This is a genomic window from Streptomyces sp. CO7, assembly GCF_053474865.1.
Genome location: NZ_JBRIOU010000205.1, coordinates 1 through 14,848, shown reverse-complemented (window position 1 = coordinate 14,848; position 14,848 = coordinate 1). Strand labels below are relative to the sequence as shown.

The window sequence follows — 14,848 nt, the reverse complement described above, 5'->3', positions numbered from 1 at the left end:
CCCATCTCCTCACATCCGTCACGCCTGCCCGCACCCGAGCGGGAGAACCACCCAGGTTTCTTCGATATGGGAGCTCACCGTGAACCTCCACCACCTGACCGGCTCCGCGCGCCGCAGAGCGGCGGCGCTGGCCACCGCGCTGCTGCTGAGCACCGGCGCCACGCTGTTCACGGCGCCGGCCGCCGCGGCCGCCGGCGGTGACGCCGACAGCACCCTGCGGATGCCCGTCACCGGCATCGGGATGGACAGCCTGAACCCGTTCCTGTCCTATTTCTCGGGCAGTCTGGACGTGTTCGCCGGCATCTACCCGGCGCTCAACACCATCGACGAGAACGGCGCTCCCAAGCCCTATCTGGCGGACTCCTGGAAGACCTCCCGCGATCAGCTCACGTGGACCTTCACGATCCACCAAGGGCTGAAGTGGAGTGACGGGAAGCCGCTGACCGCGCGGGACGCGGCCTGGACGTTCAACCTGATCATGTCGAACCCGACGGCCGCCACGGCCAACGGATCCCTGGTGAGCAACTTCGCCGAGGTGACCGCACCGGACGCCACGACGCTGGTCATCAGGACCAAGAAGCCCCAGGCGAACATGCTCACGGTGAGCATCCCGGTGTCGGGCATCCCGATCGTGCCCCAGCACATATGGCAGTCCCACGTGAAGGACCTCGAGGACTTCAAGAACGACAGCTACCCGATCGTCGGTTACGGGCCCTGGACGCTGACGTCGTACAAGCCCGAGCAGTACGTGAAGTTCGACGCCAACAAGGACTTCCTGCTCGGGGCGCCGAAGTTCGACCACATGATCCAGCAGTCCTACAAGAACACGGACGCGGCCGTGGCCGCCCTGCGCTCCGGCCAGCTCGACTACGTCGCCGGGCTCAACCCGACGCAGTACCAGGCCCTCGAGGGGCAGCGCGGAGTGAAGACCTTCCAGGAGGTCGGCGACCGCTGGAACGGCATCGAGATCAACGGCGGCGCCCGGACCCGCTCCGGGAAGCAGATCGGCACCGGCCACCCGGCGCTGCGGGACGAGAAGGTGCGCACCGCGCTGGCCCTGGCCATCGACAAGGACACCATCGTCAAGAAGGTGCGCAACGGTCTGGCGGAGGCCGCGGACGGCTACCTGCCACCGTCGCTGCCGCAGTTCGACTGGAAGCCCTCGGCCTCCGAGCGGCTCGACCACGACGTCGACAAGGCCAACGCCCTTCTGGACGAAGCCGGCTACACCGAGCGCAAGGACGGCGTGCGCGTGGACCCCGAGTCCGGGCGCACGCTCGAACTGCGCCTGGGCATCCACTCCGACGACGACGGCGACACCAAGGTCTCCACCTACCTCGTGGGCTGGTTCGAGGAGATCGGCGTCAAGGCCACCATCGAGTCCATGAGCAGCTCCAAGCTCAACGCCGACCTGGCCAAGGGCGACTGGGACATCCTCATGGACTCATGGTCCACCGGCCCGGACCCGACGTACCTGCTCGGCATCCAGACCTGCGCGGCCCTGCCGGACGACAAGGGCGAGGGCGGCAGCACCGACTCCTTCTTCTGCGACCCGCGGTACGACGAACTCTTCAAGCGCCAGCAGAGCACCTTCGACGAGGAGGAGCGCGCCGACATCCTCGGCGAGATGCAGCGGATCCTGTACAAGGCGAACCACAACGTCCTCATCTACAACTCGACCGCCCTGGGCGCCTACCGCAGCGACAAGGTGAGCGGCATGGTCCGGGGCGAGCCCGACGCGCAGGGCGCCCACGCGGCCAACTTCTCCTTCCAGACGTACCTGGAGGCGGCTCCGGTCGAGGCGTCCGCCTCCTCCAAGAGCGGTTCGGGCGTCCTGATCGCCGCCGGCGCGGGCGCCGCCGTGGTCCTCGTCGTGGTCGGTGTCGTGGTGGCGCGCCGTCGTTCCTCCGACGAGCGCGAGTAGTCCGTGGCCGACATCCTCGACGTGGCCGTCCCCACCAAGGGGGCGGCCCCCCGGACCCGGCACGGCTCCGGATTCGTCCGTTACGCGGCGGGCAAACTGGCCGCCGCCGCGATGAGCTTCCTGGCCATGCTGGTCATCGGCTTCGTGCTGTTCAGCCTGATGCCCGCGGATCCCGTCCAGTCGATCACCCGCGGGCGTCCCACCAGCGACGCGCAGATGGCCGAGCTCCGTCGCCAGCTGGGGCTCGACCAGTCGGTCCCCGAGCGGTTCCTGCACTTCGTGGGCGACACGCTCACGGGCGACCTGGGCACCTCGTGGGAGTTCCAGCAGCCGGTGAGCACGCTCATCGGCGACCGCCTGTGGCCCACCGTCCTGCTGATGGGCACGGCCACCGTCATCTCGGTCGCCCTCGGCCTCTGGCTGGGCGTCAGGTCCGGTTGGCGGCAGGGCAGCTGGCTGGACCGGATCGCCTCCGGCACCGCGCTGACCCTGTGGTCGGTGCCCACCTTCTGGCTGGGCATCATCCTCCTCATCAGCTTCAGCGTCGGCATCGGGCCCGTGCCCGGCTTCCTGCCCGCGGGCGGCATGAGCGACCCCGCCGTCACCGGCGGCGTCGAGCACGTCCTGGACGTCGCCCAGCACCTGGTCCTGCCCTGTCTGACGATGGTGCTGGTCGTCTTCGCGCAGTACGTGACCGTGATGCGCTCCTCGATCATCGACGAGCTGGGCAGCCCGTACCTGCTCACGGCGCGCGCCAAGGGCCTGCGGGACGAGCAGGTGCGGCGCCGGCACGCGACGCCCAACGCCCTGCTGCCCTCGGTCACCATGATCTTCATGCAGCTGGGCACGGTGCTCGGCGGCGCGATCACGGTGGAGACCGTCTACTCCTGGCCGGGCCTGGGCCTGCTCAGCTACCAGGCCCTCAAGGTGCCCGACCTGCCCCTGCTGCAGGGCACCTTCATCGTCTTCAGCGCATCGGTGATCCTCATGAACCTCCTGGCCGACATCGTCTACCGCTTCCTCGACCCACGGGTGCGTGCCCAGTGACGACTGCAGACACGGTGACCGCGGCGCCCGCCGGCCGGCCGGGCCACTCCTCGGCCACCGCCGACGAGCCCGGGTTCCTGCGCTCCTTCCTACGCGTCCCCTCCGGTGTGGCGGGCGTCGCGATCCTGACCCTGTTCGGGCTGCTGGCCCTGTGCGCCCCCCTGTTCGTCTCCGACGAGGAGCTGGACGTCGTCAAGGTCGACGGCCCCACGCTGCACGCCCCGACGGACGGCTATCCGCTGGGCACCGACCAGGCGGGCCGCTCCATCCTGCTGCTGGTGATCTGGGGAGCGCGCTCCTCGCTCTCCATCGGCCTGATGGCCACCGCCCTGACCGTGGTCCTGGGCAGCGTGATCGGACTGGTGGCCGGTCATTTCGGCGGCTGGACCGGCAAGATGCTGATGCACCTGACGGACTGGTTCATCGCGCTGCCCAGCCTGCCGCTGGCCATCTCGCTGTCCGCGGTCCTGGGGCAGGGCACCGCCTCCATCACCATCGCCATCGGCGTGACGAGCTGGGCGTCCACCGCACGTCTGGTCCGAGCGCAGACCCTGGCGGTGGAGGCCAGACCGTTCATCGAGCGGGCCCGGGCCCTGGGGGCGAACGACACGCAGGTGATGCTGCGGCACGTCCTGCCCAACGTGACGCCGCTGATCCTGGTCTCCTCGACCCTGACGGTGGCCTCGGCCATCCTGTCCGAGGCCACCCTGACCTTCCTCGGTCTCGGCGATCCGACCGCCGTCTCCTGGGGCTCGATGCTGAATTCGGCGCTCAACGGCGGCGCCGTCACCTCCGGCGCCTGGTGGTACCTCTACCCGCCCGGCATCGCCATCCTGATCGTCGTCCTCGGCTTCACGCTGACGGGCCGGGCCGTCGAGCACATTCTCAACCCGAGGTCGGTGACGTCACGATGAGCGCGATGCTGGAAGTCAAGGACCTCCGGGTCGGCTACCGCAACGGCGGACGGCTCGTCCCCGCCGTGCGCGGGGTGGACCTCACGCTGGACCGCGGCCAGACCCTGGGACTGGCCGGCGAGTCGGGTTCGGGCAAGTCCACGCTCGCGCTGGCCCTGCTGCGGCTGCTGCCGCACTCCGCGCAGGTCACCGGACAGGTGCTGTACGAGGGCGAGGACCTCCTCACCGCCGGCTGGAGCAGGCTGCGGGCGGTGCGCTGGGCGGAGGCCTCGGTGGTCTTCCAGGGCGCCATGAGCGCGCTCAATCCCGTGCACACCATCGGTGACCAGCTCGTCGAGCCCATCCTGCTGCACGGACGCCGGGCCGGCGAGGAGGGCGGGCGGATCACCGAGAGGCAGGCCCGGCTGCGCGCCGGGGAACTGCTGGAGTCGGTCGGCATGCCCGTCCGCCGGATGCGCAGTTACCCTCACGAGTTCTCCGGGGGGCAGCGTCAGCGCATCATGATCGCCATGGCACTGGCGTGCCGCCCCTCGTTGATCGTCGCGGACGAGCCGACCACGGCCCTGGACGTGATGGTGCAGGCCCAGATCCTCGACCTGCTCGGCAACCTGGTCCGCGACGAGGGCATCGGCGTCATCATGATCAGCCACGACCTCTCCGTTCTCGGCCAGATGTGCGAGCGGCTGGCCGTGATGTACGCCGGACAGTTGATCGAGCACGGCCCTTCGGGCGCCCTGCTCGACGACCCCCGTCACCCCTACACCTCGGCCCTGTCGCAGGCCTTCCCCACCATCGGCGATCCGTCGTCCCGCATGGCCCCGGCCGGTCTGCCCGGAGACCCGCCGAACCAGGCGACCCTGGGCGCCACCTGCGCCTTCGCACCGCGTTGCGCGCAGGTCCACGACGCGTGCACGCACCATCCCGCTGTGCTCCGCCCCGCCGGCGCGGAACGCTTCTCGGCCTGCCTGCGCGTGCTGCCCGGTTTCCCCGACATCCCCGCGGACGCCGGCGGTGCCGACCGGCCCTCGGCCACGTCCGCCCCCGCCCCGGAAGGAGCCCGGTGACGACCACCACCCCCGCCGCGCAGTCCACGGCCCACCGGGTCCCGGCCCTGGAGGTCCGCGACCTGTACGTCACCTATCCCGCGCGGGCCGGCCGCGGCCCCGCCCGGGCCGTCGACGGCGTCAACCTCCAGCTGCGTGAGGGCGAGGTGCTCGCACTCATCGGCGAGTCCGGCTGCGGCAAGTCGACCCTCGCGCGCGCCCTGACCGGTCTGGTCAGGCCGACCTCGGGCCAGGTGCTGCGCCGCGGCGTCCCCCTCCGCTACACCTCCGCCGCGATGAAGGAACACCGCAAGGACGTGCAGTTCGTGCTGCAGGACCCGGGAGGCGCTCTCAATCCCCGGCAGAACGTGCGTGCGGCCGTCGCGGAGGGCCCCCGCCTGCACGGCATGACCGACGCGCTCGACCAGCGGGTGCACGACGCCCTGTCCAAGGCGGGCCTGCGGCCTCCGCACGAGTACCTCTCCCGTTTCCCGCACCAGATGTCGGGCGGCCAGCAGCAGCGCGTCGTGATCGCGGGGGCGCTGGCCCTGGAGCCTTCGGTGATCGTCGCGGACGAGCCGGTCGCCTCCCTCGACGCGTCCGTCCGCGGGGAGATCCTGCGTCTGCTGCTGGACCTGCGCGGCGACCTGGGACTGTCCTCCCTCGTGGTCAGCCACGACCTCGGCCTCGCCTGGAACATCGCCGACCGGGTGGCGGTGATGTACCTCGGCCGCGTGGTCGAGGTGGGCACCGTCGAGGAGGTGCTGCTCCATCCGCAGCACCCCTACACCAAGGCGCTCCTGTCGGTGCTGCCCGAGGGGAACTCCCCCTCCCGCCGACCGGTGCTGCTCGCCGGCGAGGCCCCCGATCCCACGGAGGTGCCGGCCGGCTGCCGCTTCCACCCGCGCTGCCCGCTGTGGGCGTCCCTCGACGCCGGCGGGCGGGCCGAGGCGGGCTGCGACCGCCGGACGCTTCCGGTCCTCGACGGCGTCACCACGTCCGGGGCGCAGGCGGCCTGCCATCTGGTGGGTGCGTCGTGAACGCCGACAGTGCGGCGCTCGCGCCGGTGGGGACCACCGGTGACCTGACGGTCCGCGACGTGCGCGGGCCGGTCGAGATGGCCGAATGCGTCCGGCTCTACGAGCACGTGATGGGGCTCAAGGAAGGCGACGGAAGCCTCAATCCCCGGCTGCTGACCGCTCTGCAGCACAACAGCGGACTGGTCATCGGCGCCTACGCGGGCACCGAACTCGTCGGCTTCACCTACAGCTTCCTGGCCTGCGAGCGGGGCACCGGACACGCCGGGGCACGGCTCTACCAGTACTCCCAGCTGGCGGTGGTGGCACGGGAGCACCAGGGTGCGGGGATCGGCCGCCGGCTCAAGGCCGCGCAGCGTGAGCGCTGCCTCGCCGAGGGCACCACCCTCATACGCTGGGCCTACGACCCCCTGCAGGCCCGGAACGCGCACTTCAACCTGGACGTCCTCGGCGGCGTCGTGGACACGCTGCTGCCCGCGATGTACGGGCCGGCCGGCTTCGGTGACGGCACCGGAGAGGCCACCGACCGGTTCATCGTCTCCTGGCACCTCGATCGTGACCCCGCTCCCGTCCCGCGGCCCGGCCCCGTCACCGTGCCCGGCCCTTGCCCGGGCGCGGTGCACCAGGACGGCGACGACGTCCTGGTCGTCGTCCCGGACGACTGGAGCCGTCACCGTCTGCTGCTCGGGCGCGAACGGGCGGCCGCCGACCGGGACCGGCTCGCCACGACCTTCGCGCACCTGCTCGCCGAACGCTCCGCGGTCTCCTGCCGGAGGATCGGGGACGGCCTGGCCGCCTACCGCTTCACCCCCCGGCGCCCCGCCGCACCGTGACGGACCGACGCATCGCCACCGACCCGCACCCCCACTCCGAGGACTCACTCACCATGTCGCCGATCATCCTGTCCGAGATCGAGCTGTCCCTGGTCCGGCTCGACCTCGTCCACGCCTTCGAGACCAGTTCGCACCGCAAGTCGTACCTGGAACACATCGTCATCCGCGCCACCACCGAGGACGGCGACGTCGGCTGGGGCGAGTGCGCCTCGCCCAGCGACCCGTACTACTGCGGCGAGTCGACCTGGAGCTGCTGGCAGATCCTCGGTCAGTACCTCGCGCCGATGCTGCTGGGCCGGCCCTGGGACCACCCGGACGAGGCGTCCGGGTACACCGCCAAGGTCAGTGACAACCACTTCGCCCGCGCCGGCCTGGAGATGGCCTGCTGGGACCTCTACGCGCAGCGCAGGGGCGAGCCGCTGGCCGACTCCCTGGGTGCGTCGGCCGAGGCCGTGCCCGCCGGCGTGAGCCTGGGCATCGAACCGACCGTCGACGCCCTCCTCGCGCAGGTGGAACGCCACGTCGCGGACGGCTATCGCCGCGTCAAGCTGAAGATCCGCCCCGGTTGGGACGTGGAGCCGGTGCGCGCCGTGCAGCAGGCGTTCCCCTCGGTCGCCCTGCAGGTCGACGCGAACACCGCCTACCACCCCGACCACGCCGAGTTCCCCGCCGAACTCGACGGCCGCGGGCTGCTGCTGGTCGAGCAGCCCTACGCCCCCTCGGACCTGCTCGGGCACGCCCGGCTCGCCGCCCGCCTCGAGACCCCTGTGTGCCTGGACGAATCGATCACCACCCCGGACGTGCTCCGCACGGCACTCGCGCTCGGCGCCGCCGACGTGGTCAACATCAAGGTCTCGCGCCTGGGCGGTCTCACTCCTTCCCTCGCCGTCCACGACCTCTGCCGGGACGCGGGAGTGCCCGTGTGGTGCGGCGGCATGCACGAGTTCGGCATCGGCCGCGCCGCCAACCTCGCGCTGGCGGGTCTGCCCGGCTTCAGCCTGCCTTCCGACGTGTCCGGCTCCGACAAGTACTACCGGCAGGACGTCGTCACCCCAGCGATCCGCGCCGTCGACGGCATGGTCCCCGTGCCCCGGTCCCGTCCGGGGATCGGTCTCGCGGTGGACACCGAGGCGCTCGCCGGTCACACCCGCCGTACCTGGACCGTCCGCCCCACCGCCGACCGGCGCGAGCCCCTGAAGGAGCACGCAGCATGAGAGTCCTCATCTCCGCCGACATGGAGGGCGCCACCGGCGTCACCTGCCCCGACGACTGCGAACCCGGCCACCCGCGCTGGGAGTACAACCGGCGGTTCCTCACCTCGGACGTCAACGCGGCCATCGCCGGCTTCGCGGCCGCCGGAGCCGACGAGATCCTCGTCAACGAAGCCCACGCCGACCAGCGGAACCTGCTCCTGGACCGGCTCGACACCCGTGCGACCCTCCTGATCGGCACGCACAAGCCGCTGGGCATGATGGAGGGCATCGACCGCGAACCGGACGCGGTGGCGTTCGTCGGCTACCACACCGGCGCCGGTCAGCCCGGCGTCCTCGCTCACACCTACCTCCCCAACACCATCACGTCCGTGCACGTCAACGGCGAGCCCGCTTCCGAGGGGCTGATGAACGCCCTGCTCGCCGCCGAGTACGGCGTGCCCGTGGTCCTGGTCACCGGCGACGACCTGTGCTGCGAGGACGCCGAGGGGTGGGCGCCGGACGCGGCCCACGCCGTGGTGAAGACCTGCGTCGACCGCTACTCGGCCATCTGCCTGCCGCCCGAGCTGAGCGCCGCACGCATCACCGAGGCGGCGCACAGAGGGCTCACCGGACGCCCGGCGCGCACCGGCCCGGCCGCTCCGCCCGTGGGGGGCTACACCTACGAGATCTCCTTCGACGCCGCCCACCTGGCGCCGGCCGCCAGTTACATACCCGGCGTCGAGCAGACCGGCCCGCTCACCGTGCGCTACTCCCTTCCCACCATGTACGAGGCGATCCGCTGTTTCCGCGCCCTCACCCGCGTGGCGACCTCCGCCGTGGAGAACTGCTATGGCTGACGCCCTGGAACTGCTCGCACCGGCGCAGGAGCAGGCGGACGCCTGCCTGGAACGCTGGGAACGCCTGGTGACGCTCGAGACCCCCTCGGGGGACGCCGAACTCGCCGCGGTCTTCGGCAAGGAGCTCGCCCGGGGTCTGGCGCGGACGGCCGACCGGGTGGAACACCCCGCCGGCGCCGCGGGGGATCACCTCGTCGCCCACTGGGCGGGCCGGGCGGACGCCCCCGACGACGGGCACGTCCTCCTGGTCGCGCACAGCGACACCGTCTTCCCCGCCGGGACCGTCGCCCGGCGGCCGTTCACCCTGGACGCCGACGGCGACACGGTGAGGGGCCCGGGCGTCTTCGACATGAAGGGCTCGCTGGTCGCGGTGGAGCTCGCCATGGACCTGCTGGCCCGCACGGGGTCGGCGCCGCATCGCCCGGTGCGGCTCCTGGTCGTCAACGACGAGGAGATCGGCAGCCCGGACGGCAGCCGCCTGGTGGCCGAGCACGCGCGTGGCGCGACGGCGGTCCTGGGTCTGGAACCGCCGCTGCCGGGAGGGGCGCTGAAGATCGGTCGCCGTGGTGTGGCACGCGTCCGGCTGGCGGTTCGGGGCGTCAGCGCGCACGCCGGCCTCGACGCCGCGCTCGGGGTCTCGGCGATCGACGAGCTCGTCGACCAGCTGACCGCCCTGCGGGCCGTCGCCTCCGGCCTGCCGGACGCGACGGTGAACGTCGGCACGATCGGCGGCGGGACCCGGGCCAACGTCGTCGCCGAACACGCCGAGGCGGAGATCGGCCTGCGCTATGCCGCTCCGGAGACCGAACGCGCCCTCATGGACGCCCTGCTGGGCGCGACGCCGGTGAGGCAGCGCGCGGAGCTGACCGCCGAGACGCTCTCCCACCGTGCCGCCTGGGCGATGGACCCGGCCAACCCGCTCGCCGCGCGGCTCGTCGGGCATGCCGCCGAGCTGGGTATCGAACTGCCGCTCGGCTCCTCCGGCGGGGCCGGGGACACGAACCTCACGGGCTCCCTCGGCATCCCCACCGTGGACGGGCTCGGACCGGCCGGCGCCGGGGCGCACGGCGACGACGAGTACGCCTCGCTGTCCTCGCTGCTGGAGCGGGCCGCGCTCCTCGCGGTGTTCCTGAGCCGAGGCTGACCGCGGCCTCGCCCGCCGCACGCGGGCCGGGGTCGGAGACATCGGCACGCGACCGATCCCCGGCCCGCCGGCACGCACCCTTCGACGTCACCCTTCCGCCTTCGCAATCCGGCTTCCGCTTCACCTTCCGCTAGGACCTCCATGAACGTTCTGCCTCCCCAAGGCCTCCTCCGTCCCCCGGCGCTCGAGCCCGGCGACCGTGTGGCCGTCATCGCCGCGAGCGGTCCTCCCGACCAGGAGAATTTGAGGACCGGTCTCGCCTCGTTGCGCGGCCTGGGCTTCGAGGTCGAGGTGTTCGCCTCCGCGCGCGCCGACGGCGACTATCTCGCCGGGGACGACCGGCTGCGCGCCGAGGACCTCACCGCGGCACTGACCGACCCGGCCTTCGCCGCGGTCTTCTGCGCGGCCGGCGGTTACGGCGCCCAGCGCACGCTCGAACTCGTCGACTGGAACAGGCTCGGCACCCCCACCCCCCGGGCGGTCGTCGGCTACTCCGACGTGACGGCGCTGCTGGAGGCGGTGGCGGTCAAGCTCGGCTGGGCCGGCTTCTTCGGCCCCATGCCGGCCTGCCGCGGATTCAGCCCCGGCCATGCCGACTTCGACCGCCTCGCGCAGATCCTGACCGGGCCGGAGCTGGTGAGGGAGCTGCGGTTCCCGGGCAGCCGTGCCCTGGTCGGAGGACGTGCCGAAGGCGTCACCCTGGGGGGCACGGTCACGTTGCTGGCCTGCTCACTCGGAACGGAGACCTCCCTGCCGGCCGCGGGGGGAATCGTCCTGATGGAGGACGTGGGTGAGGAGCTCTTCCGGCTCGACCGCTTCCTCACCCAGCTCAGACGCGGGGGCTACCTCGACGGCGCGGCAGGCGTCGTCTGCGGCACCTTCACCGACTGCGGCGCGCCCGAGAGGGTGGAGGAACTGCTGCACGACCGCCTCGGCGACCTCGGCATACCGGTGCTCGTCCGTGCGGACATCGGTCACGGCGTCCCCCAGCAGACCTTTCCCATCGGTGTCCGCGCCCGGCTGGACGCCGACGCGGGCACGCTGACGCTGCTGGACCCACCGCTGCGCTGAAGCCGGGCCGGTGGGCAGCCGGAGCCGGGGCGGCCAACTCCGGTTGTCCGCCCTGGCTGTTGACGCCCCTCTTGGTCCAGTCCAATCTGGGGATCCGTCGTACCGCGCTCCAGCCGGAGCAGCCTCGTGGTCGCAGCTGTGGAGGTACCGTCATGTCCGGACACCCGCCCCGCCTCGGGGCTCGTACGCGGCCCGCGGGCCGCGCCGGAGGAGCAGTGCTCGGCCTGGTCACCGCTGCCGCCCTGCTCGTCGGGGGCGGTGTGCTGGGAGTGTCGGGTGCGGCGGCGGCAGGGGAACCGGAGAACCTGGTGCGCAACGGGGGCTTCGAGTCCTCGGACACCGACGGGTGGACCTGCCAGGGCGACTCCTCCGTCACGTCCGCGGGCGCGCACGGAGGGACGTACGCGCTCGTCTCCACGCCGGGCAACGCCGACACCGCTCCTTGCTCACAGACCGTCGCGGTGCGGCCGGACACGACGTACGCGGTCAGCGTGTGGGTGAAGGGCGCCTACGGGCAGGTGGCCGTGACGGGCGCCGGAGTACGGGAGTCCACCTGGACCGGATCCTCGACCTGGCAGCGGCTCACCCTCACCGTGCCGACCGGCGCCGACACGACCGCGCTCACCCTGACGGTCAGCGGCTGGTACGCGTCCGGGGCGCTGGGGGTGGACGACGTCGCGATGACGGTGCTGGGAGGGACCCCGGTCCCCACGCCGACCACCTCGCACACCACGTCACCGACGCCCTCGACGACCCCGACGCCGACGCCTACCCCGACGCCTACCCCCTCCTCGTCTTCGCCGGCCCCCACGGGCTCTCCCACCGCCGGGCCCCCCGGCGGGACGACGGTGCGCGTGTCGGGCGGCGCGCAGCTCAAGGCGGCGCTGGCGGCCGCCGCGCCGGGACAGACGATCGAGCTGGCGGACGGCTCCTACTCGGGCAATTTCAAGATCACGACCCGTGGCACCGCCGACGCCCCGATCACCCTGACGGGTTCGCGGGCGGCGGTGCTGACCACTCCCACCGGGGGCGGGAACGGCATCCAGCTCACCAGTGCCCCGTACTGGGTGATCAAGGGGATCACCGTCACCGGCGGCCAGAAGGGCATCATGGTCGACTCCTCCGACCATGTCGTCCTCGACTCGGTGGAGGTCCGTCACACCACCATGGAGGGCGTCCACTTCCGGACGTCGAGCAGCTTCGGGGTGGTGAAGAACTCCTTCATCCACCACACGGGAACGTCCGGCAACGGCATGGGCGAAGGGGTGTACGTCGGGACCGCGAACACCCTCACCGATGCCAGCGACTACGTCCGGATCCTCGACAACCGCATCGGCCCCGCCGTCGGGGGCGAGAACATCGACATCAAGGAAGGCACCACCGGCGGTCTGATCTCCGGGAACACCTTCGACGGCGACGGCCTCACCGGCGCCAACTACGACGATTCCTGGGTCGACATCAAGGGCAACGGCTACACGGTGGAGAACAACCGCGGGGTCAACACCACCAACGACGGCTTCCAGACGCACAGTCAGGATCCCGGGTGGGGGTGCGGCACGGTCTTCCGCAACAACACGGCGGATCTGACCGGTGCCACCGGGTCCACCCGCTACGCCATCGACGTCACCCGTTACGACCCGTCCGGCTGCCCCGTCACCGTCACCGCCGACAACCGGGTGATCGGCGGGGCGGGGCTGGTCAACCCGGGTGTTCCCGTGACCTGACCGGCCCGCGCCGCCCACAACCCTCCGGGCACGCCCCACGGCGTCCCCGTCCGGCCGGTCAGCGACTGGTGAAGATCACGTCGTGCCAGGGCTTGTGCGCGGCTCCGGTGTTCTCGGACATGACGTGCTTGACGTTGGTGTACTCCTCGAGGGAGTAGCGCGACATGTCCTTGCCGTAGCCGGACGCCTTGTAGCCGCCGTGCGGCATCTCGCTGACGATGGGGATGTGGTCGTTGATCCACACGCAGCCCGCCTGGATCTCCCGGGAGGCGCGGCCGGCGCGGAAGACGTCGGTGGTCCAGGCGGAGGCGGCCAGGCCGTAGGGCGTGTCGTTGGCGAGCCGGACGGCGTCGTCGTCGGTGTCGAAGGGCAGGCAGACGAGGACCGGGCCGAAGACCTCCTGCTGGACGATGGCGGAGTCCTGCGCCGCGCCGGTGATGAGCGTGGGCTCGTAGTGGGCGCCCCGGTCCAGGCCGCCGCCCGGTGCCCGGCCTCCGCGGACCACCGTCGCTCCTCCCGCGCGGGCGGCGTCGACCATGGAGGCGACCCGGTCTCGTTGCGTGGCGGAGATCAGCGATCCCATGTCGGTGGCGGGATCGTCGACCGGGCCCAGCCGGACCTCGTCCATCAGCGCGGCCACCCGCCGGACGAACCGGTCGTACAGCGGGCGCTGGACGTAGGCGCGGGTGGCGGCCGTGCAGTCCTGGCCGGCGTTGATGAGGCTGCCGGCGACGGCGCCGCGGGCGGCCGCCTCCAGGTCGGCGTCGTCGAAGACGACGAACGGGGCCTTGCCGCCGAGCTCCAGGTGAACGCGTTTGACCGCTCCCGCGGCCTGCGCGGCGATCTGCCGGCCCACCGCCGTGGAGCCGGTGAACGACACCATCGCGATGTCCGGGTGGGCTACCAGGGCCTGGCCGGCGACCGGGCCGGTGCCGGTGACGATGTTGATCACACCGTCGGGTATGCCGGCCTCCTGTGCCGCCCGGGCGAACATCAGCGAGGTGAGCGGGGTGAGCTCGGAGGGTTTGAGGACGACGGTGTTCCCGGCCGCGACCGCGGGGAGCAGTTTCCAGGCGGCCATCTGCAGGGGGTAGTTCCACGGTGCGACGGAGCCGATCACGCCGAGTGGTTCGCGTCGGACGGAGGAGGTGTGATCGGCGGAGTACTCCGCCGAGGCGTGGCCCTCGAGGTTGCGGGCCGCCCCGGCGAAGAAGCGGATGTTGTCGATCGTTCCGGGGACGTCGAAGCCACGGGTCAGCCGGATGGGCTTGCCGCACATCCGGCTCTCGGTGGCGGCGAACTCCTCGCTGCGGGCCTGCACGAGATCGGCCCAGCGGGTGAGCGCCTCGCACCGCTCGGCGGGAGTGGTCCGCGACCAGGCGGGAAACGCGGCGCGTGCCGCGGCGACGGCCTCGTCGACGTCCTCGGGGCCGGCCAGGATGCCGGTGGCGAGTACCTCGCCGGTGGAGGGGTCGGTCACCGAGAAGTGCTCGCCGGACGTGCCGGGGCGGCGGCGGCCCGCGATGAAGTGGTCTGCGCTGATGTGCATGGCCGTCAGGTCTCCCGTCGGATCGGGCCGGGTGCCGTGCTGAGTCGCCCCCGGCCCTGGGCGTGAAGGGTGCGGGCTATGGGTGCGGGGTCCCCCACGCCCGGGCGTGGGGGACGGTGGACGCCGGTTCGCGGGCGCCCGTGGTGTCCGCGTTGGCCGGAGGTCAGGCTCCGGTCGAGGTGGCCGGGAGGTCGTCGAGGTGGCCGAGGACCTCGTCGACGATGCGCAGGCCTTCACGCGCCTCGTCGGCACTGACGGTGCACGGCGGGACCAGGTGGATGCGGTGGGAGTTGGTGAACGGCAGCAGGCCCCGCTCCTTGCAGAGGCGGACGGCCTGCGCCATCACCGGGCTGCTGCCGCCGGTCGGCGCGACGGGTTCGCGGCTGTCCTGGTCGGCGACCAGTTCGACGGCCCAGAACACGCCCCGCCCGCGGACCTCCCCGACGATGGGGTGCCGTGCGGCCAGCTCCGCCAGGCCGGGGCCGAGGATGTCGTCACCGATGCGGCGGGCG

The 14,848-nt window shown here is 72.0% G+C and carries 12 protein-coding genes and 2 pseudogenes; 12 read left to right on the top strand and 2 right to left on the bottom strand.

Features of this window, described 5'->3' with window-relative positions; genetic code table 11:
- Positions 1-79 precede the first annotated feature (79 nt).
- The 12 genes and pseudogenes from ACOV8S_RS32695 to ACOV8S_RS32640 form a co-directional block, all read left to right on the top strand.
- Positions 80-1,924, top strand: a complete 1,845-nt coding sequence (locus tag ACOV8S_RS32695; protein WP_448322259.1) for an ABC transporter substrate-binding protein — start codon at positions 80-82, stop codon at positions 1,922-1,924.
- Positions 1,925-1,927: 3 nt separating this feature from the next.
- Positions 1,928-2,971, top strand: a complete 1,044-nt coding sequence (locus tag ACOV8S_RS32690) for an ABC transporter permease (protein ID WP_448322257.1) — start codon at positions 1,928-1,930, stop codon at positions 2,969-2,971.
- Positions 2,968-3,885, top strand: a complete 918-nt coding sequence (locus ACOV8S_RS32685) for an ABC transporter permease (RefSeq protein WP_448322255.1) — start codon at positions 2,968-2,970, stop codon at positions 3,883-3,885. The genes ACOV8S_RS32690 and ACOV8S_RS32685 overlap by 4 nt, the downstream gene beginning before the upstream one ends.
- On the top strand, positions 3,882-4,949 hold the full coding sequence (locus ACOV8S_RS32680; RefSeq protein ID WP_448322253.1) for an ABC transporter ATP-binding protein: 1,068 nt from the start codon (positions 3,882-3,884) through the stop codon (positions 4,947-4,949). Before ACOV8S_RS32685 ends, ACOV8S_RS32680 begins: the two co-directional genes overlap by 4 nt.
- On the top strand, positions 4,946-5,968 hold the full coding sequence (locus ACOV8S_RS32675) for an ABC transporter ATP-binding protein (protein WP_448322252.1): 1,023 nt from the start codon (positions 4,946-4,948) through the stop codon (positions 5,966-5,968). Before ACOV8S_RS32680 ends, ACOV8S_RS32675 begins: the two co-directional genes overlap by 4 nt.
- Entirely contained in the window at positions 5,965-6,798 is an 834-nt protein-coding gene (locus ACOV8S_RS32670) for a hypothetical protein (protein WP_448322251.1), read from the top strand. The genes ACOV8S_RS32675 and ACOV8S_RS32670 overlap by 4 nt, the downstream gene beginning before the upstream one ends.
- 53 nt (positions 6,799-6,851) lie before the next feature.
- Entirely contained in the window at positions 6,852-8,012 is a 1,161-nt protein-coding gene (gene menC / locus ACOV8S_RS32665; RefSeq protein ID WP_448322249.1) for an o-succinylbenzoate synthase, read from the top strand.
- Positions 8,009-8,848 carry a M55 family metallopeptidase gene (locus tag ACOV8S_RS32660; protein ID WP_448322247.1) on the top strand — a complete coding sequence of 280 codons (840 nt, stop codon included), beginning with the start codon at positions 8,009-8,011 and terminating at the stop codon, positions 8,846-8,848. The genes menC and ACOV8S_RS32660 overlap by 4 nt, the downstream gene beginning before the upstream one ends.
- A complete protein-coding gene (locus tag ACOV8S_RS32655) occupies positions 8,841-9,992 on the top strand; it encodes a M20/M25/M40 family metallo-hydrolase (RefSeq protein ID WP_448322245.1) in 1,152 nt (383 codons plus the stop codon). Before ACOV8S_RS32660 ends, ACOV8S_RS32655 begins: the two co-directional genes overlap by 8 nt.
- A 141-nt stretch (positions 9,993-10,133) precedes the next feature.
- Positions 10,134-11,063, top strand: a complete 930-nt coding sequence (locus ACOV8S_RS32650) for a S66 peptidase family protein (RefSeq protein ID WP_448322243.1) — start codon at positions 10,134-10,136, stop codon at positions 11,061-11,063.
- Between the two features lie 152 nt (positions 11,064-11,215).
- Positions 11,216-11,692, top strand: a pseudogene (locus ACOV8S_RS32645) (carbohydrate binding domain-containing protein); the annotation flags it as partial.
- Positions 11,693-11,887: 195 nt separating this feature from the next.
- A pseudogene (locus ACOV8S_RS32640) lies at positions 11,888-12,787 on the top strand (right-handed parallel beta-helix repeat-containing protein); the annotation flags it as partial.
- A 58-nt stretch (positions 12,788-12,845) separates the two neighbouring features.
- On the opposite strand, the gene ACOV8S_RS32635 reads toward ACOV8S_RS32640, so the two are convergent.
- Both ACOV8S_RS32635 and ACOV8S_RS32630 read right to left on the bottom strand, forming a co-directional pair.
- Complete coding sequence (locus tag ACOV8S_RS32635) at positions 12,846-14,336, bottom strand: gamma-aminobutyraldehyde dehydrogenase (RefSeq protein WP_448322242.1); 1,491 nt, start codon at positions 14,334-14,336, stop codon at positions 12,846-12,848.
- Between the two features lie 163 nt (positions 14,337-14,499).
- The coding region (locus ACOV8S_RS32630; RefSeq protein ID WP_448322240.1) for an aminotransferase class III-fold pyridoxal phosphate-dependent enzyme at positions 14,500-14,848 on the bottom strand (349 nt) is incomplete at its 5' end.